This is a genomic window from Xenorhabdus innexi, assembly GCF_002632485.1.
Taxonomy (GTDB): Bacteria; Pseudomonadota; Gammaproteobacteria; order Enterobacterales; family Enterobacteriaceae; genus Xenorhabdus; species Xenorhabdus innexi.
Map to the genome: position 1 here is coordinate 60,731 of NZ_NIBU01000011.1, position 22,070 is coordinate 82,800.

General features: G+C 43.1%; 20 protein-coding genes. 11 read left to right on the top strand and 9 right to left on the bottom strand.

The annotated features are described in order from the left end of the window. Positions 1-50: 50 nt before the first annotated feature. Entirely contained in the window at positions 51-221 is a 171-nt protein-coding gene (gene rsmS / locus Xinn_RS06730) for a pleiotropic regulatory protein RsmS (RefSeq protein ID WP_086956579.1), read from the bottom strand. A 20-nt stretch (positions 222-241) separates the two neighbouring features. Further along, positions 242-784, bottom strand: coding sequence for a primosomal replication protein PriC (gene priC / locus Xinn_RS06735; protein WP_086955420.1), 543 nt, complete (start codon positions 782-784; stop codon positions 242-244). A gap of 192 nt (positions 785-976) precedes the next feature. Here priC and apt point away from each other — a divergent pair, with 192 nt between their 5' ends. The 9 genes from apt to Xinn_RS06785 all read left to right on the top strand — a co-directional run bounded on the left by apt (position 977) and on the right by Xinn_RS06785 (position 11,652). Next, positions 977-1,528: an adenine phosphoribosyltransferase gene (apt, locus tag Xinn_RS06740; RefSeq protein WP_086955421.1), complete on the top strand. Its 552-nt coding sequence runs from the start codon at positions 977-979 to the stop codon at positions 1,526-1,528. A gap of 118 nt (positions 1,529-1,646) precedes the next feature. Then, positions 1,647-3,656, top strand: a complete 2,010-nt coding sequence (dnaX, locus tag Xinn_RS06745; RefSeq protein WP_086955422.1) for a DNA polymerase III subunit gamma/tau — start codon at positions 1,647-1,649, stop codon at positions 3,654-3,656. 47 nt (positions 3,657-3,703) lie between these two features. Then, a complete protein-coding gene (locus Xinn_RS06750) occupies positions 3,704-4,033 on the top strand; it encodes a YbaB/EbfC family nucleoid-associated protein (RefSeq protein ID WP_086955423.1) in 330 nt (109 codons plus the stop codon). Further along, positions 4,033-4,641: a recombination mediator RecR gene (gene recR / locus Xinn_RS06755; RefSeq protein ID WP_086955424.1), complete on the top strand. Its 609-nt coding sequence runs from the start codon at positions 4,033-4,035 to the stop codon at positions 4,639-4,641. The genes Xinn_RS06750 and recR overlap by 1 nt, the downstream gene beginning before the upstream one ends. Before the next feature lie 221 nt (positions 4,642-4,862). After that, positions 4,863-6,752 (top strand): molecular chaperone HtpG, encoded by a 1,890-nt coding sequence (gene htpG, locus Xinn_RS06760; protein WP_169923537.1) that lies wholly within the window; start codon positions 4,863-4,865, stop codon positions 6,750-6,752. Positions 6,753-7,044: 292 nt separating this feature from the next. Then, positions 7,045-7,689, top strand: a complete 645-nt coding sequence (gene adk / locus Xinn_RS06770) for an adenylate kinase (RefSeq protein ID WP_086955426.1) — start codon at positions 7,045-7,047, stop codon at positions 7,687-7,689. Positions 7,690-7,889: 200 nt separating this feature from the next. Continuing rightward, positions 7,890-8,855: a ferrochelatase gene (gene hemH / locus Xinn_RS06775; protein ID WP_086955427.1), complete on the top strand. Its 966-nt coding sequence runs from the start codon at positions 7,890-7,892 to the stop codon at positions 8,853-8,855. 212 nt (positions 8,856-9,067) lie between these two features. Next, complete coding sequence (gene wzz(fepE) / locus Xinn_RS06780) at positions 9,068-10,177, top strand: LPS O-antigen length regulator Wzz(fepE) (protein WP_086955428.1); 1,110 nt, start codon at positions 9,068-9,070, stop codon at positions 10,175-10,177. A 164-nt stretch (positions 10,178-10,341) separates the two neighbouring features. Beyond that, positions 10,342-11,652, top strand: a complete 1,311-nt coding sequence (locus tag Xinn_RS06785) for an inosine/guanosine kinase (RefSeq protein WP_086955429.1) — start codon at positions 10,342-10,344, stop codon at positions 11,650-11,652. Between the two features lie 60 nt (positions 11,653-11,712). Here the strand turns inward: Xinn_RS06785 and ybaL are convergent, their stop codons facing one another. Next, positions 11,713-13,425, bottom strand: coding sequence for a YbaL family putative K(+) efflux transporter (gene ybaL / locus Xinn_RS06790; protein ID WP_086955430.1), 1,713 nt, complete (start codon positions 13,423-13,425; stop codon positions 11,713-11,715). Positions 13,426-14,209: 784 nt separating this feature from the next. On the opposite strand from ybaL, the gene ushA reads away from it, so the two are divergent. Next, on the top strand, positions 14,210-15,868 hold the full coding sequence (gene ushA, locus Xinn_RS06795; protein ID WP_086955431.1) for a bifunctional UDP-sugar hydrolase/5'-nucleotidase UshA: 1,659 nt from the start codon (positions 14,210-14,212) through the stop codon (positions 15,866-15,868). Between the two features lie 121 nt (positions 15,869-15,989). On the opposite strand, the gene Xinn_RS06800 is transcribed toward ushA, so the two are convergent. The 5 genes from Xinn_RS06800 to copA form a co-directional block, all read right to left on the bottom strand. After that, positions 15,990-16,424, bottom strand: coding sequence for an acetyltransferase (locus Xinn_RS06800; RefSeq protein WP_169923538.1), 435 nt, complete (start codon positions 16,422-16,424; stop codon positions 15,990-15,992). Between the two features lie 95 nt (positions 16,425-16,519). Then, positions 16,520-16,687, bottom strand: a complete 168-nt coding sequence (locus Xinn_RS21930) for a hypothetical protein (protein WP_169923539.1) — start codon at positions 16,685-16,687, stop codon at positions 16,520-16,522. Between the two features lie 158 nt (positions 16,688-16,845). Continuing rightward, a complete protein-coding gene (gene ybaK / locus Xinn_RS06805) occupies positions 16,846-17,322 on the bottom strand; it encodes a Cys-tRNA(Pro)/Cys-tRNA(Cys) deacylase YbaK (protein WP_086955432.1) in 477 nt (158 codons plus the stop codon). Positions 17,323-17,479: 157 nt separating this feature from the next. Further along, positions 17,480-18,289, bottom strand: a complete 810-nt coding sequence (locus Xinn_RS06810) for a TraB/GumN family protein (RefSeq protein ID WP_086955433.1) — start codon at positions 18,287-18,289, stop codon at positions 17,480-17,482. A gap of 123 nt (positions 18,290-18,412) precedes the next feature. Further along, the gene (gene copA, locus Xinn_RS06815) at positions 18,413-21,109 is read right to left on the bottom strand and encodes a copper-exporting P-type ATPase CopA (RefSeq protein ID WP_086955434.1); all 2,697 of its coding nucleotides are present in this window, start codon (positions 21,107-21,109) and stop codon (positions 18,413-18,415) included. 103 nt (positions 21,110-21,212) lie between these two features. On the opposite strand from copA, the gene cueR reads away from it, so the two are divergent. Then, positions 21,213-21,617 carry a Cu(I)-responsive transcriptional regulator gene (gene cueR / locus Xinn_RS06820; protein ID WP_086955435.1) on the top strand — a complete coding sequence of 135 codons (405 nt, stop codon included), beginning with the start codon at positions 21,213-21,215 and terminating at the stop codon, positions 21,615-21,617. Here cueR and Xinn_RS06825 read toward each other — a convergent pair. Beyond that, positions 21,608-22,069 carry an NfeD family protein gene (locus tag Xinn_RS06825; RefSeq protein ID WP_086955436.1) on the bottom strand — a complete coding sequence of 154 codons (462 nt, stop codon included), beginning with the start codon at positions 22,067-22,069 and terminating at the stop codon, positions 21,608-21,610. The genes cueR and Xinn_RS06825 overlap by 10 nt on opposite strands. Position 22,070: the final 1 nt, after the last annotated feature.

The following is a 22,070-nucleotide window of genomic DNA, read 5'->3' on the forward strand; positions in this document are numbered from 1 at the left end:
TATAGAAAACTCATTAACAGTATGAAGGGGAACATTCTTGGATTGTACCGTCAGGAATGTTCCTCAGATTGCTGAGACAGTTGTTTGAATTTGCTCTGCAAATCCTGCCTGACGATATCTAGTGCCGCTAAAGCAGTTTCAGGGGAAATATCATTACATTCGAGCAGGTAAATAAGATCAACAGCAAGTTTGATTTCAGGTGGTGCATTTTCGAGTGACATAATAGGGTATTCCTCAATCATTAATCAGAGTTTTCCTGCTTTTCTATCGTTCTTTCTATACGGATTAATGCCTGACGACAACGGGCAAGCCTGCCTGCCAGAGCCGCGATCTCTTTTTGCAGTTTAAATTTATCGGCTAATCCCGTGTTCTGGTTCAGCTGTAATTCTCGATCATCAATCATTGCTATTAAGCGGCGTTCATAATCCTGATGCTCAGCCAGACGCTGGTAAAGATCCCGCTCCTGTGACTGACGTCCGAATTTATCTTCCTGTTTGCGGAGAGCCTGCGTGGAAAATTCCCGCTTTAATGCTTCGATCTGCATGACTAAACGCTCAGAAAGAAACTTCACCTGTACAGCACGATTATCCCGGACACAGTTTTTCAATTGCGCCATATTCTGATTAATTTCCTGCATATATCCACTAAGTTTATTACTGTGGTAGTGGAATAACGCCTGATCAAAACGGGCAATTGAAAAGGGTATATCAGGCAGGGAGGATAATTCTGCTGCCAGCATACTGATTTGTTTTTCAAGCACATCTAATAAATTTTGTATACCCATCAGTATCCCGTTATAGATCGATAATCTTCTGGTTGAATGCTATTCTCCTGATCAGCACTGTACTTAACGATGCGCAGGGATTAGCTTGATAAATATCAACAAAAATTCAGCAAGAACTTGCTTTGTTGTTGCTTTTTCCCGGTAGTTTGCATAGATTTTAGCGTTTTCATTTTTTAACTGGCTGGCATGATTATGACCGCTAACGCACAAAAACTGCAATTTATTAAAGATAGTATCGAAACAATACCTGATTATCCGAAAGCTGGCATATTGTTCCGTGATATTACCACGTTATTGGATAATCCTGTTGCATATCAGGCGACAATCGATTTATTGGTAGCTCATTTTCAGGAAAAAGGTATTACCAAAATTGTCGGTACTGAAGCGCGTGGTTTCTTGTTCGGGGCACCAGTGGCACTGCGTCTGGGGGTAGGTTTTGTTCCTGTCCGTAAAAAAGGCAAGTTACCCAGAGAGACGTTAAGTGAAACTTATGATCTGGAATACGGTACTGATACATTAGAAATTCATAAAGATAGCATCAAAGCCGGAGATAAAGTCCTCGTTGTTGACGATCTGCTTGCAACCGGGGGGACGATTGAAGCTACCGTGAGCTTAATCCGCCGTCTTGGTGGTGAAGTTTCTGAAGCGGCCTTTATTATCTGCCTGCCTGATTTAGGAGGCATAGAACGCCTGAAAAATCAGGGTATTGATAGCTACGTCCTTGTAGAATTTCCCGGCCACTAAGTGCTCCTGTTTTGGTCTTGATTGTTCTGATTTTTGCATAATTGATACATCAGCCTCGCCGTCTATGGTGAGGCTGTGCTAGCATGATAGGCAGTCGTGTTCAATTTCCCCGGTATTCATGAGCTATCAGGTACTTGCCCGTAAGTGGCGCCCACAAATATTTTCTGATGTGATTGGTCAGCAACATGTGCTGACTGCTTTGGCTAATGGTCTTGAACACCAGCGCCTCCATCATGCTTATCTTTTCTCCGGTACTCGTGGTGTCGGAAAGACCACTATTGCCCGCCTGTTCGCCAAGGGGCTGAACTGTGAAACAGGTATCACAAAAACCCCCTGTGGGCAGTGTGTTAATTGTCTCGAAATTGAACAGGGGCGATTTGTCGATCTGATTGAAATCGATGCTGCATCACGAACAAAAGTAGAAGATACCCGCGAACTCTTGGATAACGTGCAGTATGCACCCGCCAGAGGGCGTTTCAAAGTCTACCTTATTGACGAAGTTCACATGCTGTCCCGCCATAGTTTTAATGCCCTACTCAAGACATTAGAAGAACCGCCGGAGCATGTGAAATTTCTGTTGGCGACAACCGATCCGCAGAAATTACCGGTAACTATTCTTTCACGTTGTCTGCAATTTCATCTGAAAGCACTGGATGTCAGCCAAATCGCTGGTCAGTTGGAGCATGTGCTTAATGCAGAACAAATAGAGAGTGAAGCCCGTGCCCGTCAGTTACTGGCCCGTGCGGCAGATGGCAGTATGCGTGATGCTCTGAGTCTGGCGGATCAGGCCATTGCTCTTGGCGGTGGAAATCTGACGGCGGATATCGTCAGCCAGATGTTGGGAACGCTGGATGATGAGCAGCCTTTAGAAATGGTTGAAGCGCTGGTTCGAGCGGATGGACAGAAACTTCTGGCTTTGGTGGAGCAGGTTGCTGCCCGTGGTATGGACTGGGAAAACCTACTGGTCGAAATGTTATCCTTGCTGCATCGCGTTGCGATGATTCAGTTATTGCCTCAGCAACCGGAGATTGAGCCTTCTTCCACAGAAGGGCGCTTGCGGTTGCTGGCGAGATCAATGCCACCCAGCGATTTACAACTTTATTATCAGGCGTTGTTAACTGGTCGTAAAGATCTCCCATATGCCCCAGAGCGTCGGATGGGGGTTGAAATGGCACTATTACGTGCTCTGGCATTTCATCCGAAAGCGATAATTGAAGAAAAACCCGTATCCAATAACGCAGAGGCACTGGCAGCACCGGGTATAGCACCCATGCCTACACAGCAGCAGTCAGTACCTGATAATTTTGGTTCTGTTAGCCCGGCATATTCTGGTATTGCGGATAAGCAACCCTCAGAACAGAGGCAGAGAATAGCCTCAACGACGAGAACAGAATCAGCAGCGGACAGCCCGACAGCAAAATTATTACAGGCAAAAAATCTGCTCACGCGGCAGGAAGGTACTTCCTCAAAAGGAAGCGCCCCTCCAAAAAAGGCTGAACCGGCAGCGTCTGTTAAGGCGAAGCCGGTAAGTTCGGCACTGGAGCGATTGGTTGCGGTGGCTGAACAGCGGCCTCAGTCTTTTGTTCCCAAGGTACGTGAAGCCAAGCCTGTAAAACAGGAGGCTTATCGGTGGCGGGCTAAAAATGCTCAGGAAAAGCCAGTTGTTACAACACCAAAATCAATCAAATCAGCCCTTGAGTATGAAAAAACACCAGAGTTGGTGAAAAAGCTGGCTATTGAATCCAGACAAAGAGATCAGTGGGCTGCTGAAATTGATAATTTAAATATTCCTAAACTGGTTCAGCAGGTAGCCCTGAATGCATTTAAAGAACAGGTTAATGAAAATCAGTTCTGTCTTCATTTGCGTTCCAAGCAACGTCATCTTAATTCGGCATCGGCACAGAGATCTTTATCCGAAGCATTGAGTGAATTGCATGGAAAACCTATTGAACTCAGTATTATTGAAGATGATAATCCAGCAGTAAAAACACCGCTGGAATGGCGAAAAGCCATTTATGAAGAAAAATTGGCACAAGCACGCCAATCCATTATTTCGGATAAAACGATTCAAACACTTCAGCAGTTATTTGATGCTGAAGTAGATGAAGAAAGTATCCGGCCTGTTTAACCCCGCAGTGTGTATTGATACTGTGTCTACAGCAAAGAGAGAGAATTATGTTTGGTAAAGGTGGTTTGGGCAATTTGATGAAACAGGCCCAGCAGATGCAAGATAAAATGCAGAAAATGCAGGAAGAAATTGCAAGTCTGGAAGTGACTGGTGAATCTGGTGCGGGTCTGGTGAAAGTCACTATTAATGGCGCACATAACTGCCGTCGTGTTGAAATTGATCCAAGCCTGATGGACGATGATAAAGATATGCTGGAAGATTTGATTGCTGCGGCATTCAATGATGCGGCTCGTCGTATTGAAGAAACTCAAAAAGAAAAAATGGCCAGTGTTTCCAGCGGAATGCAGTTACCACCCGGCTTTAAGATGCCTTTCTGATGCAAACCAGCCCTCTTCTTGAATCCCTGATGGAATCATTGCGTTGTTTGCCGGGGGTCGGCCCTAAATCGGCACAACGGATGGCGTTTCATCTTTTACAACGGGATCGCAGTAGCGGTATGCGGCTTGCTCAGGCATTGACTCGTGCTATGTCTGAGATTGGTCATTGTCAGGACTGCCGGACGTTTACAGAACAGGAACAGTGCACGATTTGCACCAATCCCCGTCGTCAGCAAAACGGTCAGATCTGCGTGGTTGAGAGTCCGGCAGATATCCACGCTATTGAGCAGACTGGTCAATTTGCCGGGCGCTATTTTGTCCTTATGGGACATTTATCACCGCTGGATGGTATTGGTCCTATGGATATCGGGCTGGATCGTTTGGAAGAACGGTTATCTTCTGAAACGCTGTCAGAAGTTATTCTGGCAACTAATCCGACTGTCGAAGGAGAGGCAACCGCGAATTATATCGCTGAAATGTGTTCGCAATATGGTGTGACTGCCAGTCGTATTGCACATGGTGTTCCTGTTGGAGGGGAGCTTGAAATGGTTGACGGAACAACACTGTCCCATTCCCTTGCCGGTCGCCATAAAATCACTGGTTTGTGATCATCCTCCATTTTTTAATGGAAGATCCTAATGGATGGTGTTGTGAAACCCGCCACCATCCATAATTTGTTTGATAATTCATTGGTTTTGCTAACTTAAATAATTAATTTTATATTCTTCTTATTCTCTGAACTTGAAACTTTCAGGTTTTATCCCCATCTGATTACCATCGTCCGATTTTACATATCTGAACTGGATTTAGATTGAGGTAATAAATGAGCATGAAAGATCAAGAAACCCGTGGATTTCAATCTGAAGTCAAACAACTGTTACAGTTGATGATCCATTCTCTCTATTCCAATAAAGAAATTTTCCTCCGTGAGCTGATTTCAAACGCATCAGATGCGGCGGATAAATTACGTTTCCGTGCATTATCAGCGCCAGAACTGTACGAAAATGATGGTGAACTACGTGTTCGTCTGGCTTTTGATAAAGAGAATAAAACAATTACCATTAGTGATAATGGTATTGGTATGACCCGTGATGAAGTGATCGATAACCTCGGAACGATTGCAAAATCAGGAACTAAAGCATTTCTTGAATCTATCGGCTCTGATCAGGCTAAAGACAGCCAATTGATTGGTCAGTTCGGTGTTGGTTTTTATTCTTCCTTTATTGTTGCTGATAAAGTGACTGTACGTACCCGTGCAGCAGGTGCGGCGACTGAGCAGGGTGTATTCTGGGAATCAACCGGTGAAGGTGATTACACCGTTGCTGATATCGAAAAAGCAGAACGTGGTACAGAAATCACTCTGCATTTGCGTGAAGGGGAAGATGAGTTCCTGAACGACTGGCGTCTGCGTTCGGTTATCGGCAAATATTCTGACCATATTGCCTTACCGGTGGAAATCGAAACCCAGACTAAAAATGAAGAAGATGATTCAGTTACCGTAACATGGGAAAAAATCAACAAAGCTCAGGCATTGTGGACTCGCGGTAAAGCTGAAATCAGCGATGATGAGTATAAAGAATTTTATAAACACATCTCCCACGATTTTGCTGATCCTCTGAGCTGGAGTCATAACCGTGTTGAAGGAAAGCAGGAGTATACCAGTCTGCTGTATATTCCTTCTCAGGCACCATGGGATTTGTGGAACCGCGAACATAAGCATGGGTTGAAACTGTATGTACAGCGTGTATTCATCATGGATGAAGCTGAGCAGTTCATGCCGAATTATCTGCGTTTTATTCGCGGTCTGATTGATTCCAATGACCTGCCACTGAACGTATCCCGCGAAATTCTACAGGACAGTTCAATTACCCGTAATCTGCGCAGTGCATTGACTAAACGTGCATTACAAATGCTGGATAAACTGGCGAAAGATGATGCGGAACAATACCAGTCTTTCTGGCAGCAGTTTGGTCTGGTTCTGAAAGAAGGCCCAGCTGAAGATGGCGGAAATAAAGAAGCTATCGCTAAGTTACTGCGTTTTGCGACTACGCATAATGACAGTGCTTCACAAACGGTTTCTCTGGAAGACTACGTCAGCCGCATGACAGAAGGTCAGGAAAAGATTTACTATATTACCGCAGATAGCTATGCTGCGGCGAAAAATAGTCCGCATCTGGAACTGTTCCGTAAGAAAGGTATTGAGGTCCTGCTGCTATCTGACCGTATCGATGAATGGATGATGAGCTACCTGACAGAATTTGACGGAAAATCTTTCCAGTCAGTCAGCAAAGCCGATGAGTCCCTCGATAAACTGGCTGATGAAAATAAAGCAGAGCAGGAAGAAGAAGATAAGAAACTGGAACCATTCGTTGAGCGTGTGAAGACACTACTTGGCGAGCGAGTGAAAGAAGTCAAACTGACTCATAGACTGACTGATACACCAGCGATCGTGACCACTGATGCTGACGGAATGACGACTCAAATGGCAAAACTGTTTGCCGCGGCAGGCCAGTCCGCTCCTGAAGTCAGCTACAACTTTGAGTTGAATCCGGATCATAGTCTGGTTAAAAAGGCGGCTGAGATTCAGGATGACAGCCAATTTTCTGACTGGGTAGAGTTGTTGCTGGAACAGGCTCTGTTTGCTGAACGTGGCACATTGGATGATCCAAACCAATTTATCCGTCGTATGAATCAATTATTATTAGCTGAAAGCGCGTAATGTCATTAAATTATATACACAATGGATTTCAAGTTGCATCGCAGCGGTAAGGGAGTAAATCCCCGGTCACATAGATAACTATGTGACCGGGTGAGTGAGCGTAGCCAACAAAGAGGCAGCTTGAAAGACGAAGTGTATAGTAAACCACGCTTCAACGGAAAGTTAGGCGTGGTTTATTTTTTGATAAATACGAAAACGGTTACCTGTTTTCTTGAGTCACTACCACTCCAATGGTATGGTGGTTCGTTTTCTTTAAAAAATACGAAAAGCAAATAGCAAGGGGATTTACGCAATGCGTATTATTCTGCTGGGCGCACCAGGCGCCGGTAAGGGGACTCAGGCGCAATTTATCATGGAGAAATATGGGATCCCTCAAATTTCGACAGGTGACATGTTGCGTGCCGCAGTAAAAGCGGGCAGCGAGTTGGGTTTAAAAGCAAAAGAACTGATGGATAATGGCAAGCTGGTCACTGACGAACTGGTTATTGCTTTGGTTAAAGAGCGCATCAAACAAGATGATTGCCGTAACGGATTCTTGTTGGATGGGTTCCCACGTACAATTCCTCAGGCTGATGCGATGAAAGAAGCGGGTGTCAGTGTTGATTATGTACTGGAATTTGATGTACCAGATGAAATCATCGTTGATCGTATTATCGGTCGCCGTGTACATGCTCCATCAGGTCGTGTTTACCATATCAAATTCAACCCACCGCAAGTGGAAAATCGTGACGATATTACAGGTGAAGAACTGACAGTCCGTAAAGATGATCAGGAAGATACTGTTCGTAAACGTCTGGTTGAATACCACGCTCAGACTGCACCTTTGGTTTCTTACTATCAGCAAGAAGCACAGGCAGGTAATACAAGCTACTTCAAACTTGATGGAACTCGTCAGGTCGCTGAAGTCAGCGAAGAATTAGCCCGTATTCTGGGTTAATACTCTCAGATATCAGTACCCTGAGATAGATGTACGACAGGTTTCAGATTCATTTAAATTCTGAAATTGTAGAGCAGGCGGAGTCAATACCGCCTGACTTTACCTTTCCATATCAGATCTCCCCCATAAAATGTATTATGTGACTATCACCGAGTTTTATCCTGAATTATCCGTCACTTTAATGGGTGGAGTGTTGAATAATGAGTAATTGTAATTATGGTGTGCTATTGGTTAACCTTGGTACACCAGACGCGCCGACACCTGCTGCAATAAGGCGTTATCTGGCAGAATTCTTAAGTGATCGGCGGGTAGTGGATATTCCGCCATTGATTTGGAAGCCGCTGTTGTATGGCTTTATTCTTCCTTTTCGTTCTTTCCGTGTAGCCAAACTGTATCAGGATATCTGGACAGACGAAGGTTCACCTTTATTAGTTTACAGTAAACGGCAGAAACAGCGGCTGAGTGAACAACTGGGTAATATTCCTGTGGAACTGGGAATGACTTATGGTTCACCTTCATTATCTCAGGCAGTAGATAAGTTACTACAGCAAGGTGTTGAATATCTCATCGTACTTCCTTTGTATCCCCAATATTCAAGTACAACTTCAGCGGCAGTGTTTGATAGCCTCAGTAAAGTATTACAGGGATATCGTACGATCCCACATCTGAAATTCATCCGCAGTTACGCACAGCACCCTGCATATATTGCCGCATTAAAGGAAACAGTAGAACAGAGTTTTGAAAAACATGGTCAACCCGACCGCCTGATCATTTCTTATCACGGTATTCCTGAGCGTTTGGCTGAAATGGGGGATATTTATCCACAAAACTGTCTGGCAACAACTAACCTTCTGACGCAATTGTTGGATTATCCGGCAGACAGAATTATGATGACATACCAATCCCGCTTTGGCCGTTTGCCGTGGTTAGCACCCTATACGGACAAAACAATAGCTTCTCTGCCGGAACAGAATGTTGAACATATTCAGGTGCTTTGTCCGGGTTTTGCATCGGATTGTCTGGAAACACTGGAAGAAATTAAGCAGCAGAATAAAGCTATTTTTTTAGATGCAGGTGGGAAAAAGTTTGAATATATACCTGCACTTAACGATAATGAGGCGCATATTTCACTGTTCACGCAATTAATCCATGATGCCATGAGATAATAAATGATTGGCAGTTATGGTTTGTGGTTGAGTTTCATACCGGAAGTACATTGGCAGATACGGATCTTTTTGCTTATAGTTAGTCGGTATGTATTCTGTCAGTTGTGTGATTTTTCAGGATATTGCTTCAAAATCATATATAACGCAGGCTGGAACAGTAATCTGGCAGGGAATAACGAGAAGTAAAATTATTTGGATTGGACATAGAGATAATGAGTAATAAACCAGTTAAGCATACAGATTTTTATGAGGGGAATGCAGACTATTATCATCCAAAGCAGGAAGATGAAATTGATCTGTTTGAGCTGTTCTCCGTCATATTTCAGTCAAAATATTTGATTATCGCAGTATCCTTCATTTTTGCCGTGATTGGCTTTGGTGTTGCATCATTTTTGCCACAAAAATGGACCAGTACGGCAGCAGTGGTACAACCTGAGCTGGAACAATTTCAGCCATTAAAAAATGTCTTAACAGAACTGAAAGTTCTTAATCTTGAACCAAAGATTACAGAAGATTCGTTATTTAAGCGTTTTATTGAAAACTATAACTCCCGCGTACTGCGTGAAGAGTATCTGGTGGATACTGACTACTTCAGAACGCTGCTTGCCAGTAAAGAAGAAATTACGACACAGGCTAAAAGAAGTCTGATTGAACATATTGTAAATAAAAATATTTCTTCGTCCGTCCCTAAAAAAGATAAAGATAATGAATTTTATGAAACAACGCTTTCTTTCAGTGCAGGAACAGCAGAAGATTCTTATCATTTATTGTCTGGTTATATCAAATTTATTTCCTCTGTTGTACGTGATCAGATAAAAGATGAACTGAATGATGAAGTAAGTCAGAAACTGGCTTATTCGAAAAAAATGTATGATATTGATTTAGGACGCATTACCAATATGCGTGCTACAGATATTGAACGACTGAAATATGCAATTTCCATTGCTGATTCAGCCGGTATCAAAAAGCCGGTCTCTAGTGGTGGTGCAGTTGTTAAAGATGACCCGGATTATTCAATTGCTCTGGGTTCCGATGCGTTGCAACGTAAATTGCAGATCACCGAAGGCATTACCGATGCAACAACAATAGATCCTGACCTGCGTAACCGCCTTCTGTATATTAAAAATCTGGAAGCCGTCAATATTGATAAACTTGATTTCCAGCCATTCAAATATATGGAAGAGCCTTACGAGCCAACATCAAAAGATTCACCGAAGCGTCTGTTAATTCTGATTGGTGCTGGTTTTATTGGTTTTATTCTGTCTGTTATGTTTGTTCTGATGCGCCATATGGTGCGCAGCCGCCAGAAGCAAACAGCTTAAAGATTATGAGCTGAATTTAATCATCAGCGACTCATAATCAGTGAAACTATACAGCCAGTGTGTCATTACATTGGCTGTTTCTTTTCATAGATACTGTGCTTTTTGTTTCATAGTGGGATTATGCTAATATGGCGCATGTTTTCGCTCCATAGCAACAATCAATTATGAAATTCCCCGGTAAACGCAAATCTAAACACTATTTTCCTGTCAGTCTGAGAGACCCACTGCTCCAGCCCATCAAAGAGACGATGGATACTGAAAATAATCGAGCTTATATTGTTGGTATCGACCAGATACTGGTAGATATTGAAGCGAAGGTTGATGAAAGCTTTATCCAACGTTATAACCTGAGTCAGGGACATTCATTAGTTATTGAAGATGATGTTGCTGAAGCACTCTATAATGAGCTGGCAGAAAATAACTTAATCAGCCATGAATTTGCGGGTGGAACGATTGGCAATACTCTGCACAACTACTCTGTGCTGGCTGATGACAAATCTGTGTTGCTTGGCACTATGTGCAATAATATCCAAATCGGCAGCTACTCCTATTGCTATCTTTGTAATACTTCCAGCCGGATGAATTTAAATTACCTTCAGGGAGTCGATGGCCCAATCGGTCGTTGTTTTACTCTGATAACTGAAAATGGTGAAAGAACATTCGCCATCAGCCCGGGTTTAATGAATCAGCTTAGACCGGAAAGTATCCCCGAACATATTATTGCGGAAGCGTCAGCACTGGTAATCACGGCATATCTCGTACGCTGTAAAGCTGGTGAGCCGATGCCGGAAGCAACAATGAAAGCCATTGAATATGCGAAAAAACATAATGTGCCTGTTGTTCTGACACTGGGGACAAAATATGTTATCGCGGACGATCCTCAGTGGTGGCGTGATTTTCTGGCAGAGCATGTTTCTGTGGTCGCGATGAATGAAGATGAGGCTCTGGAACTGACAGGTTTTAGTGATCCGCTATTGGCGGCAGATATGGCACTGAATTGGGTGGATCTTGTATTGTGCACTGCTGGCCCGGCGGGACTGTATATGGCAGGTTATACAGAAGAAGAACATAAGCGCCAGACATCACACCCGTTATTACCGGGAGCCATTGCCGAATTTAATCGTTTTGAATTCAGTCGGGCAATGCGTCAGGCTGATTGCCAGAACCCTCTACGGGTCTATTCTCATATTGAACCATATATGGGAGGGCCTGAAAAAATCATGAATACGAATGGTGCCGGGGATGGGGCACTATCTGCCTTACTGCATGACATTACCGCTAATAGTTATCACCGTATAAACATTCCTAACTCCAGTAAACATATGCGTTCTTGTCTGACATATTCTTCTTTGGCACAGGTGTGTAAGTATGCAAACCGAGTGAGCTATCAGGTACTGAGTCAGCATGCCCCTCGGCTGACACGCGGATTACCAGAAAAGGAAGATAGTCTGGAAGAATCTTACTGGGAACGTTAATTACTGCCATTCAGGAGTATCCCGATGGAATCGGCGGGATACTCCATATTTATCAATTCATTATGCTGCTGAGGAATTGGTGGGTGAAAATGATGGTTGTAGCGCTATCGGGCAGTTAGGTGTGGATTCAGGGAGTGAATCAGCCATTGCTCTGGCGATTTCGTGCTCGCCAATAATAATATGATCAGCGCCGTGCTCTGTAAGATAAGTGACTTCATCATCGTAATGAGCACGAACGATAATATTGATATCTGGCCGGATCGCTCTTGCACTCTCGATAATTTTGCCAGCTTCATAGCCATTCGGAATAGTCAGGAATAGCGCACAAGCACAATCCAGTCTTGCTAATGCCATGATATCTTTTCTGGCGGCATTTCCTATCACAGCACTAATTCCCACTTCTCCCAGCTCTTCAAACCGGGCTCGTGTATCTTCAATCGCGACCATAGGAAAGTTTTTTTCCTGTAGGCGCTGGCAAAGCTGACGACCGACTCTGCCATATCCCACAACAATAGCATGACCGCATATATTGACAGGAATTTGAGTTTCTTCTTCTAATGTTTCTTCCAATAACTGCTCTTCTATCGTTTCTGTTTTTGCCAGATAGCGATCCAACAGGTTGAATAAAATCGGATTTAACATAATGGAAAGAATAGCACCTGCAAGTATCAGATTACGTGCATCAGCATCCAGCACGCCTAAAGTGACGCCTAATCCTGCCAGAATAAAGGCAAACTCACCAATCTGGGCAAGGCTGACAGAAATAGTTAATGCAGTACGCCGTGAATGACCGAAGAGCCTGACCAACAGCAGAGCGGCGATAGATTTGCCGATAATAATAATAGCCAGAGTGCCTAAAATGGCGATCGGTTGTTGGAACAGAATTATTGGGTCAAACAGCATGCCTACCGAAACAAAAAACAGGACCGCAAAAGCATCTCTGAGAGGCAGAGTATCCTGCGCCGCTCTATGACTCAGTTCTGACTCATTCAGTACCATTCCGGCAAAAAATGCTCCCAGTGCAAATGAGGCATCAAACAGCTCTACTGCACCATAGGCGACTCCTAAGGCAATAGTAAGGACGGCAAGAGTAAATAATTCGCGGGAGCCTGTTCCGGCTGTTTTTGCCAGAAGCCAGGGAATAAGGCGGCGGCCGACAAAAATCATCAATAAAATAAAAGCGACAACTTTGCCAATGGTAATAGCAAGTTCCAGAAGTAACTGACCGATATCCGTATTCTGGTTGTCTAAAATACTCGCGGATGCTGGCAGCAGTACCAGAGCCAGCACCATTGCAAGATCTTCGACAATCAGCCAGCCAATGGCAATTTTCCCTCGCTGGCTATCAATGAGCTGACGTTCTTCCAGTGCCCTGAGCAGGACTACAGTACTGGCGGTTGACAAGCAGAGACCAAAAACAATCCCGCTGAATAAACCCCAGCCCAGTAATTTTGACAGGCCAGCGCCCAGAAGAGTTGCCACGGCAATCTGGGCGATAGCTCCCGGGATTGCGATTGACTTTACGGCTAATAAATCTTTGAGTGAAAAATGCAGACCGACACCAAACATCAGTAAGATCACGCCAATTTCTGAAAGTTCAGGCGCCAGAGAAGTATCGGCAACAAAACCTGGTGTAAAAGGCCCAGCAAGCACACCAGCCATAAGATAACCGACCAAAGGGGATATCTTCAGACGCTGTGCAAGCATGCCGAGCAGATAGGCGAGGAGAAAACCGCCAACAATAGTCGTGATTAGAGGTGTCGAATGCTCCATCAAGTCTCCTTCTGAGTTGGATAAATGTAATATGCTGTATTATTAGATGAGGTAATTATTTTATTTTACAAATAATTTGAGACATTTGCTTGAAAAATATACTTATTTGTAAAAATGAGGGTAATCTGTATAAATATCATTGTAATGGTATTTTATGTTGATTTTTTTATTATTTACTCATGTTTACAAAGAGAAGTGTTTATGAATAACTAATAAATTTTATTATTTTATGCTGATTTTTCTACCTTTATGTCTCGTCTTTGTAGAGAATAGAGAAAAATTGCAAAGAAGTGCTAGAAAACTATAGCTTTTGTAAATCAATCCTATACTGAATTTATCTGCTACATATCTAAGAGTGACTGTCCCTAACCCCTGATACCAAGCGTTAACCCAAAGTGTAATCCGGCTATCATCTCCGTTTTATCAGGGAGTAGTTCCAGTTTATAGACGAGGCTGGCAGAAGTGTTGAATGGCCATTTAATTGTTACAACTTAACGTATGTTCACTTTCCAATAAAAACCTTTGTGCATCTTGTTATAATTTGATGTCTATCGCAAAAAAATGGAATAGCACTCTATTTAATCACTTATTTATGTAATCTTGATCGAAAAAATACGGCATTAAGTGCAGTGCTGCCATTCTGTTCCGTTGTTGAATATATGCCTGTGTCAATCATGTTTCTTTTTAAAATAAGTAACATCTTTTGAAATAGGGCAGGTTTTGGCATCGGTGAAAAACAATAACAGTCACACAGTCAATCTATTTAGGAGCATGGAGATACCCGATGAAATTTTCATTTAAAGCGTCAGTATGTACCCTTGTTGTTTCTCTGGCTTTATCACCGATAGTGGCTTCGGCCTGGGAAAAAGATAAAACGTACGATATTACGATCTTACATACCAATGATCATCATGGTCACTTTTGGCAGAATGATCATGGCGAGTACGGACTGGCTGCGCAGAAAACGGTGGTGGATTCGATTCGTCAGGAAGTTGCCAAAAAAGGTGGCAGCGTATTATTGCTATCGGGCGGAGACATCAACACGGGTGTACCTGAATCAGATATGCAGGATGCTGAACCGGATTTTAAGGGCATGAATCTGGTGGGTTATGATGCGATGACTCTGGGAAATCATGAGTTTGATAAACCTTTGAATGTACTTTATCAACAGCAGAAATGGGCTAACTTTCCACTTCTGTCAGCAAATATTTACCAGACAAGTACCGGTAAACGTTTATTTAAGCCCTATGTGGTATTTGATAAGCAAGGGGTTAAAATTGCAGTTATTGGTTTAACAACTGATGATACAGCCAAAATAGGTAATCCGGCTAACTTCCCGGATGTAGAATTCCGTGTACCTGCTGAAGAAGCGAAAAAAGTTATTGACGAACTGAAGAAAAATGAAAAACCGGATGTCATTATTGCTGCAACTCATATGGGGCACTATGACGATGGTCATCATGGTACAAATGCTCCCGGGGATGTGGAAATGGCGCGCAGTTTACCCGCTGGTTATTTAAATATGATTGTGGGTGGGCATTCACAAGATCCGGTTTGTATGTCTGCGGAAAATAAAAATTATAAACAGGTGGATTATGTACCGGGAACGCCTTGTTCCCCGGATCGTCAGAATGGAACGTGGATTGTTCAGGCTCATGAATGGGGTAAGTATGTTGGTCGGGCAGATTTCCAATTCCGCAATGGCGAATTTAAGTTAATGCACTACCAGTTAATTCCCATCAATTTAAATAAAAGAGTCAAACAAGAAGATGGAAGTACTGAGCGGGTTTATTACACTCAGCAAATTCCCCAAAATCCAGAAATGCTGAAACTGTTGACACCTTATCAGGATAAAGGCAATCAGAAACTGAGTGTCAAAATTGGATCAGTTGATGGTAAATTAGAGGGTGATCGCAGCAAAGTTCGTTTTATACAGACCAATATGGCTCATCTTGTGCTGGCAGCACAAATGGAACGCGCCAATGCTGATTTTGCTGTGATGAGTGGTGGTGGTGTCCGTGATTCTATCGAAGCAGGAGATATCACTTATAAAGATGTACTGAAAGTTCATCCGTTTGGCAATCAGCTCGTTTATGTTGATTTCAAAGGTAGTGAAGTTTTGCCCTATTTGACTGCTGCTGCGAATATGGAAGCAGATTCAGGTGCTTATGGTCAGTTCTATAATGTCAGTTTTGTGAAAGAAGGTAAAAATATCAGCGATGTAAAAATTGCCGGAAAGCCTTTGGATCTGAATAAAACGTATCGTATGGCAACATTGAATTTCAATGCGATCGGTGGTGATGGTTATCCACGCATCGATAACTTGCCGGGATATGTAAATACAGGTTTTGTCGATGCGGAAGTGTTGAAAGGTTATATTGAAAAACATTCTCCATTGAAAGTTGAGAGCTATGAACCCAAAGGTGAAATAGCCTACAAGTGATAATGAGTGAAATCTGATTATTACAAAATAAAGACCATCTGTAAGACGGATGGTCTTTTATCGATTATTTATAATAGTGATAAATCTTATAAAATAGGAGTGATTGAAAATAGATAATTATCTAACTATTTAATATCATGGTTATTAGTGAGCTTTTTTCTCCTTCTTCTTTTTTTGGTAGTTTCTCAAAGCCATTTGCTATGTATAGTTTTATGAGTTTGGTGTTATTTTCACATTCTAGAGCAATTATTCTTCCTCCAATCAAAGATTTTGCTGTAATAATAATGTTTTTCACATATGTGAAAATTATTTTTGATTTCATTGTGTTTTGGTTGATTGCAAAGTTTTTTGCTATTTGTCCGACCAAATACACTTTTATTGTATTGGCATTTTTACTGATACCATCTAATTTCTTAATTTTTGTTTTTGAAATTGAAAAAGAATATGTATTCAACTCCTTAAAAGTTAATGAAAAGTAAGCGAGAATTATCCCCTTTTGATCTATAATCAGGTATGTTTTGGTTACATCAGCCTGTTCAAATCTAATTGAATTCATATGTAAAAAATATTCTACATCTGGATTTAATGGGCAGGAGAAAGAGAATAAATATTCTTCTGTTTTATCTCTGCCAAGTATCGATAATACTTTACTTAAAGTGAGAATTTTTGTTTTAATATTTCCACTGCCTCTTTTTCTTGAGTTTCAAGGTCTATTTTATCAAAATTAGTTTTAAATGGTCTTCTGTTGGCCTTTCGTAGCATTTTAATTGCTTTAGGATCAGTAATAACAATCTGCCTGAAAATAGAAGAAGTAGCCATTTTATCTCCTTTTAGTTAAATACATTAAGTTATTTGAAAGAGTAAATAATATTATTTTTCTGTATGGAAAGTATATCGGCATTATAAAATTGAACAAGACCCTGTTTTCGGGAAAACAGAGCCGACTCGAAAAATTTAGTGATAATTACAACGAGTTTTCAAATTTTGGCAATATCAGCAAATGAACTATTTAATAGCTGGCATAAATCAGCAGGAGCCAGTTCAATATCCAGACCACGCTTACCACCGGAGATAAACAGGGTCGGTAAAGTTTCTGCCTGACGGTCAATCACGGTAGGAAGGCGTTTTTTCTGACCCAACGGGCTGATTCCCCCCACCAGATAGCCCGTTATCTTTTGCGCCAGTTGAGGATCGGCCATATCGGCTTTTTTGGCTTTAAATGCTCTGGCGACTTTTTTCAGATCCAATTGCCCTGCTACCGGAGTGACAGCAACAACGAGATTTTTAGGATCACTATTTAATGAAACCAAAAGAGTTTTAAAAACTTTTGTTGCATCTAAACCTAATTTTCTGACAACTTCATCACCAAAATTATGTTCATTGGCATCGTGTTCATAAGAGTGAATCTTAAAAGTGATTTTTTGTTTTTCCAGCAGAACTATGGCGGGAGTCATATGTTATTTCCTGTATATATCCTTCGTCTTTCAAGTTGCCTCTTCGTTAGCTGTGTACACTCACTGAAAGTCATCCTTTGGATGGGTAAACGCCCTTGCCGCTGTGAGGTAACTTGAAATCCATTGGGTATAAGTTATCGATTATTTGAAATGTTTTTTATCCTTGTTGCTGCAACAACTGTAGCAAATTACTTTTACCATGAAGATGTAATGCACCGACAGCCACTAAATATTTTCCCGCAGGTAAGGCACGCAATTGTGCGCTCCATTGATGGTTACGTTCAGTCATCAGAGTCTGGTAAATAGCGTCACAGAAAGTTTGGGGTAATACCGGGTTTTTCTGGTCTGATTGGTAGTTCATCCACCAGCCGATCATAGTCTGTAAAGCACGGGCATTAGTGTGCCAGTGAACAAGTGTATCTTCTAACAGAGACAGGCCGCCATTCGGCAGCCCGGTAAGCAAATTAACCTGTGCATCAGTTCCTTCCAGTTCGATGATCTTTTTATCAATGGCTTTGGCGCTGTTCAGTAATTGGTAATCAATACCATATTGAGGGCTCATTCCTAAGTATTTAGCCTGAGCAGCCTGAAGAGTCAGGGCAACCTGCCAGGAAGGCAGTGTATCCAGTAGCTCTATAGGGTGATGGAGTTCATGACAGTATTGCTGTAGAAAAGTAAAGTGTTCAGATGATAAACGTTGTGACAGTACGGTCTGATCCGGGAGTATCTGCTGAAATGGTGAACCTGATTGGGTTATATCAGCCTCCACAATCAATGAATTACATTGTTCCAACTGTTCAAGCAGTGTTTCAGAAAGTGGATACATATTTTCTGTACCCATGTGAATACTGCCAACAATATGTAATTGTCTGTCTTCAGGCAGAGTGACATCGAAAGCAGGATAGGGGTAATCTCGTTGGGAATTCAGTCCTAATACATTACTGAGATAGGTCATTAGTTTTCCCATATTACAACTCCGTTAATGGATGTAAGCCGATATGCTAATGTATTAAAGGTTAACAGGAAAGTAGGGAAAAGTACGAGAAATGAAAAACTAACTTCCTTGTTGAGTTTTTCGAAATTCAGGGTATTACTCTTTAGTTTTAAAGCGTAATAACCGGTTGGCGTTACTGACCACGGTAATGGAAGAGAGTGCCATGGCAGCGCTGGCAATCACCGGGTTTAACAATGTGCCGGTAAAAGGGTAGAGAATACCGGCTGCAATCGGGATACCCAGAGTATTATAGATAAATGCCCCGAACAGGTTTTGCTTCATATTACGCAGTGTTCCTTTGGATAATTCAACGGCATCAGCAACCCCGTGCAGGCTGTGACGCATCAGGGTGATTGATGCTGTTTCAATGGCGATATCACTGCCGCCACCCATTGCAATCCCTACATCAGCCTGTGCCAGTGCCGGAGCATCATTAATTCCGTCACCAATCATTGCCACTTTTCTGCCTTCAGACTGTAATGCCTGAATAGTTGCGGCTTTACCATCAGGCAGGACACCGGCAATAACCTGATCAATACCCGCTTCTTTGGCTATAGCATTAGCAGTTACGGGGTGATCTCCCGTCAGCATCACTAAATGATAGCCCTGATAATGCAGGCGTTGCAGGGCTGAAACTGTATCCTGACGCAGTGGATCACGTATTGAAAACAGAGCTGCTATTTTCCCGTCAACAGCCAGCAGAACAGGCGTAATACCTTTTTCGGCTTGCTGTGTTACTTGTTTTTTTAGCTCGGTTGTTTCAACTTGATTCTGCTCAAGTAAGCTCAGGTTACCTAACAGCAGTGTTGTGTTACCGACATTTCCCCGAACCCCTGTTCCTGCCAGAGTGCGAAACTGGATTATGTCAGGCAATTGTTTACTCTCAATTTTCCTGTCGTCCACTTTCAGGAGAATTGCTTTTGCTAAAGGGTGATTTGAACCACTTTCCAGCGCACCTGCCCACAGTAATACCTGCTCTTCAGTGTAGCCATTGAAAGTGTGAATTTCAGTAACCTGTGGCATTCCTTCTGTCAGGGTTCCGGTTTTATCAAACACAAGGGTATCGAGTTGGCTGGCCTGTTGCAGAGCATCGGCATCACGTATTAATACGCCTAATTCAGCCGCTCTTCCGACCCCTGAAATAATGGACATGGGGGTAGCCAGACCAAGCGCACAAGGGCAGGCAATAATCAGTACGGTAGTGGTGATGACCAGCGCGTACATAATTTGAGGTGCCGGGCCGATAAAATACCAGATAGCGGCGGAAACCAGTGCAATAGCAACGACGACAGGCACAAATATTGAAGATATTTTATCAACCATTTGACCGATTTCAGGTTTACTGCTTTGTGCCTGACGCACCAGTTTGATGATTCTAGCTAAAGTGGTTTGGCTGCCGATGGCTGAAGCCTTAAAGAGAACGGTACCATCCTGAACGACGGTTCCGGCATGAACCGTATCACCGATTGTTTTTTGTTGAGGAATAGCTTCTCCCGTTAGCATGGCTTCATCCAGCCAGACAGTGCCCTGAATGATCTCACCATCAACGGGAACCCGATCTCCGGTGACCAGCCGTAGTGTCATATCGGGTTTAACATCAGCCAGCGGTAGTGTTACTTCGCCTTCTGGTGTTATAACTCGTGCTGTCGGAGGGGTTAAATCCAGCAATCGCTCGAGTGCCTGCGAAGAACGCTGACGTGCGCGTTGCTCTAAGGCATGACCAAGATTAATTAAACCGATAATGATGGCACTGGCTTCATAATAAATGTGACGTGCCTGAGGTGGAAAAATATCCGGCCACAAGTTGACACTGATGGAATAGAGCCATGCAGCACCTGTTCCCAGTGCTACTAATGTATCCATTGTGGCACTGCCGTTCTTCAGGCTCTGCCAAGCGTTACGGTAGAAATGCCCGCCAGCAAATATCATGACGGCAAGAGTCGCCAGACCAATACTCAGCCAGATGGTATGATTTTCCGGTGTGAGCATCATATTGTCGCCTATCATGCCCCAAATCATCACCGGAACCCCGACAACCAGTGCAAGAGCGGATTGCCAGCGGAAACGACGCATATTAGCCTGTGCAATCTGTTGCTGTCGTTCCCGCCGTTCAGTTTCATCCAGAATGATTTCAGCACCATAGCCTGCTTTGATAACCGCATTCACCAGCGCATCTGGCGATGCAGCCCCTGTAATGAGCGCACTTCTTTCCGCCAGATTGACTCTGGCATTTTTAACACCCTCAACAGATTGCAGCGCTTTTTGTACTTTACTGACACAACTTGCACAGCTCATGCCATCCAATAGAAGCTGAACGCTGTCATCGTCGTTAAGAGAAACATCAGCAACAGGCTGTTTTTCTGATGTTGCGATTGGAATAGGAGCAGTTGTTGCCATAGCTAACTCGGCATGATAACCCGCCTGTTTGACCGCATTAATTAAGGCATTTTCTTCTGCCTTCCCGTAAATTTTGGCTGTTTGGGTGTTCACTTCGGCTGCAATAATTCCAGCCACTGATTCCAGTGCTTTTTGGGTTTTACCAGCACATTTCATGCAATTTAATCCGGAAAGTTGCAACTCAACATCGGGGCGAGTCGCGATGAAAGCCTGATAGCCAGCCTCACTAATGGCGGCGATTAAGGTATCCGGTGTTGCAGTGCCGATCACTTTAGCGTATTCAAGGGTGACTTCAGCCTGTTCAACTTCGGTTAGATGTTCCAACGCTTTTTTGACACGGTTGATACAGTGCATGCAGGTTAAACCCTGAAGTGCGAGAATGGTTGTTGAGGGCATCGTAAAATCTCCTGAAACAGAGTGATATACTTATTATTATCGGGTATAGCTCGTTATCTGTTTAGGCTAAACCTTCCTGCAAGGGGAAGGTCAAGGGGGAATGATGAATATCAGTGAGATTGCCCAGAAAACGGGCTTAACCAGCAAAGCTATCCGGTTTTATGAAGAAAAAGAGCTGATTACGGCGCCGGGGCGAGCAGATAATGGCTATCGTTTTTATCAACAGAAGCATATTGATGAGTTAATCCTTTTACGGCAGGCGAGGGAGGTGGGATTTACTCTGGAAGAGTGTCGGGAATTATTACGGTTATTTCACAACCCTAATCGTCATAGCATCGATGTAAAGGCGGCAACATTACAAAAAGTGGCTGAAATCGAAAAAACGATTGCAGAATTACAGAATATCAGGGAAAAGTTACTCACCCTGGCGGCTGAATGTCCGGGAGATGATGGGGCTGATTGCCCCATCATTGAACAACTATCGGGTTGCTGTGCAAATCATGATTGATGGGATACCGGCTTAACTTTTAAAGTGATCCCGTCAACGGCGATTATTTCAACTTCTGTATCGGCAGTGAGTTCATGGTCACAGTGAATGCGCCAACTGCCGTCAGCCAGTTTGATACGTCCATAGCCATTTTCAGTATCTCTGGTTAATCGGGCATGTTGCCCGATTAATTGCTGATTTTTCTGATTGAGCATCTCATCACTACTCTTCTGCGGGTGGTGGCGAAGCCAGCTTCGCCATGCGATAGCAGAGAGTAATGTTAACAGGGCAAACAGTGTGCCTTGCAATTCCCAGCTCATTGTGGGGAAAATCCATGTGATCAGAGCGACAATTACCGCCGCAATTCCTGTCCATAGTAAGTATCCCCCCGTACCCAGCAATTCAGCAATTAACAGTAACCCGCCAAAACAGAGCCAGAACCAGACCGGTTGAGTGGCAATCTGTTCAATCATA

Bases quoted from the DNA above. Each gene is read 5' to 3' on its own strand.
- Xinn_RS06800 (WP_169923538.1), bottom strand. From the start codon at position 16,424: ATGAATTCAATTAGATTTGAACAGGCTGATGTAACCAAAACATACCTG.
- rsmS (WP_086956579.1), bottom strand. From the start codon at position 221: ATGTCACTCGAAAATGCACCACCTGAAATCAAACTTGCTGTTGATCTT.
- Xinn_RS06750 (WP_086955423.1), top strand. From the start codon at position 3,704: ATGTTTGGTAAAGGTGGTTTGGGCAATTTGATGAAACAGGCCCAGCAG.
- Xinn_RS06810 (WP_086955433.1), bottom strand. From the start codon at position 18,289: ATGGGAAAACTAATGACCTATCTCAGTAATGTATTAGGACTGAATTCC.
- priC (WP_086955420.1), bottom strand. From the start codon at position 784: ATGGGTATACAAAATTTATTAGATGTGCTTGAAAAACAAATCAGTATG.
- Xinn_RS21930 (WP_169923539.1), bottom strand. From the start codon at position 16,687: ATGGCTACTTCTTCTATTTTCAGGCAGATTGTTATTACTGATCCTAAA.
- ushA (WP_086955431.1), top strand. From the start codon at position 14,210: ATGAAATTTTCATTTAAAGCGTCAGTATGTACCCTTGTTGTTTCTCTG.
- recR (WP_086955424.1), top strand. From the start codon at position 4,033: ATGCAAACCAGCCCTCTTCTTGAATCCCTGATGGAATCATTGCGTTGT.
- ybaL (WP_086955430.1), bottom strand. From the start codon at position 13,425: ATGGAGCATTCGACACCTCTAATCACGACTATTGTTGGCGGTTTTCTC.
- cueR (WP_086955435.1), top strand. From the start codon at position 21,213: ATGAATATCAGTGAGATTGCCCAGAAAACGGGCTTAACCAGCAAAGCT.
- apt (WP_086955421.1), top strand. From the start codon at position 977: ATGACCGCTAACGCACAAAAACTGCAATTTATTAAAGATAGTATCGAA.
- adk (WP_086955426.1), top strand. From the start codon at position 7,045: ATGCGTATTATTCTGCTGGGCGCACCAGGCGCCGGTAAGGGGACTCAG.
- Xinn_RS06785 (WP_086955429.1), top strand. From the start codon at position 10,342: ATGAAATTCCCCGGTAAACGCAAATCTAAACACTATTTTCCTGTCAGT.
- dnaX (WP_086955422.1), top strand. From the start codon at position 1,647: ATGAGCTATCAGGTACTTGCCCGTAAGTGGCGCCCACAAATATTTTCT.
- ybaK (WP_086955432.1), bottom strand. From the start codon at position 17,322: ATGACTCCCGCCATAGTTCTGCTGGAAAAACAAAAAATCACTTTTAAG.
- copA (WP_086955434.1), bottom strand. From the start codon at position 21,109: ATGCCCTCAACAACCATTCTCGCACTTCAGGGTTTAACCTGCATGCAC.
- Xinn_RS06825 (WP_086955436.1), bottom strand. From the start codon at position 22,069: ATGATTGAACAGATTGCCACTCAACCGGTCTGGTTCTGGCTCTGTTTT.
- hemH (WP_086955427.1), top strand. From the start codon at position 7,890: ATGAGTAATTGTAATTATGGTGTGCTATTGGTTAACCTTGGTACACCA.
- htpG (WP_169923537.1), top strand. From the start codon at position 4,863: ATGAAAGATCAAGAAACCCGTGGATTTCAATCTGAAGTCAAACAACTG.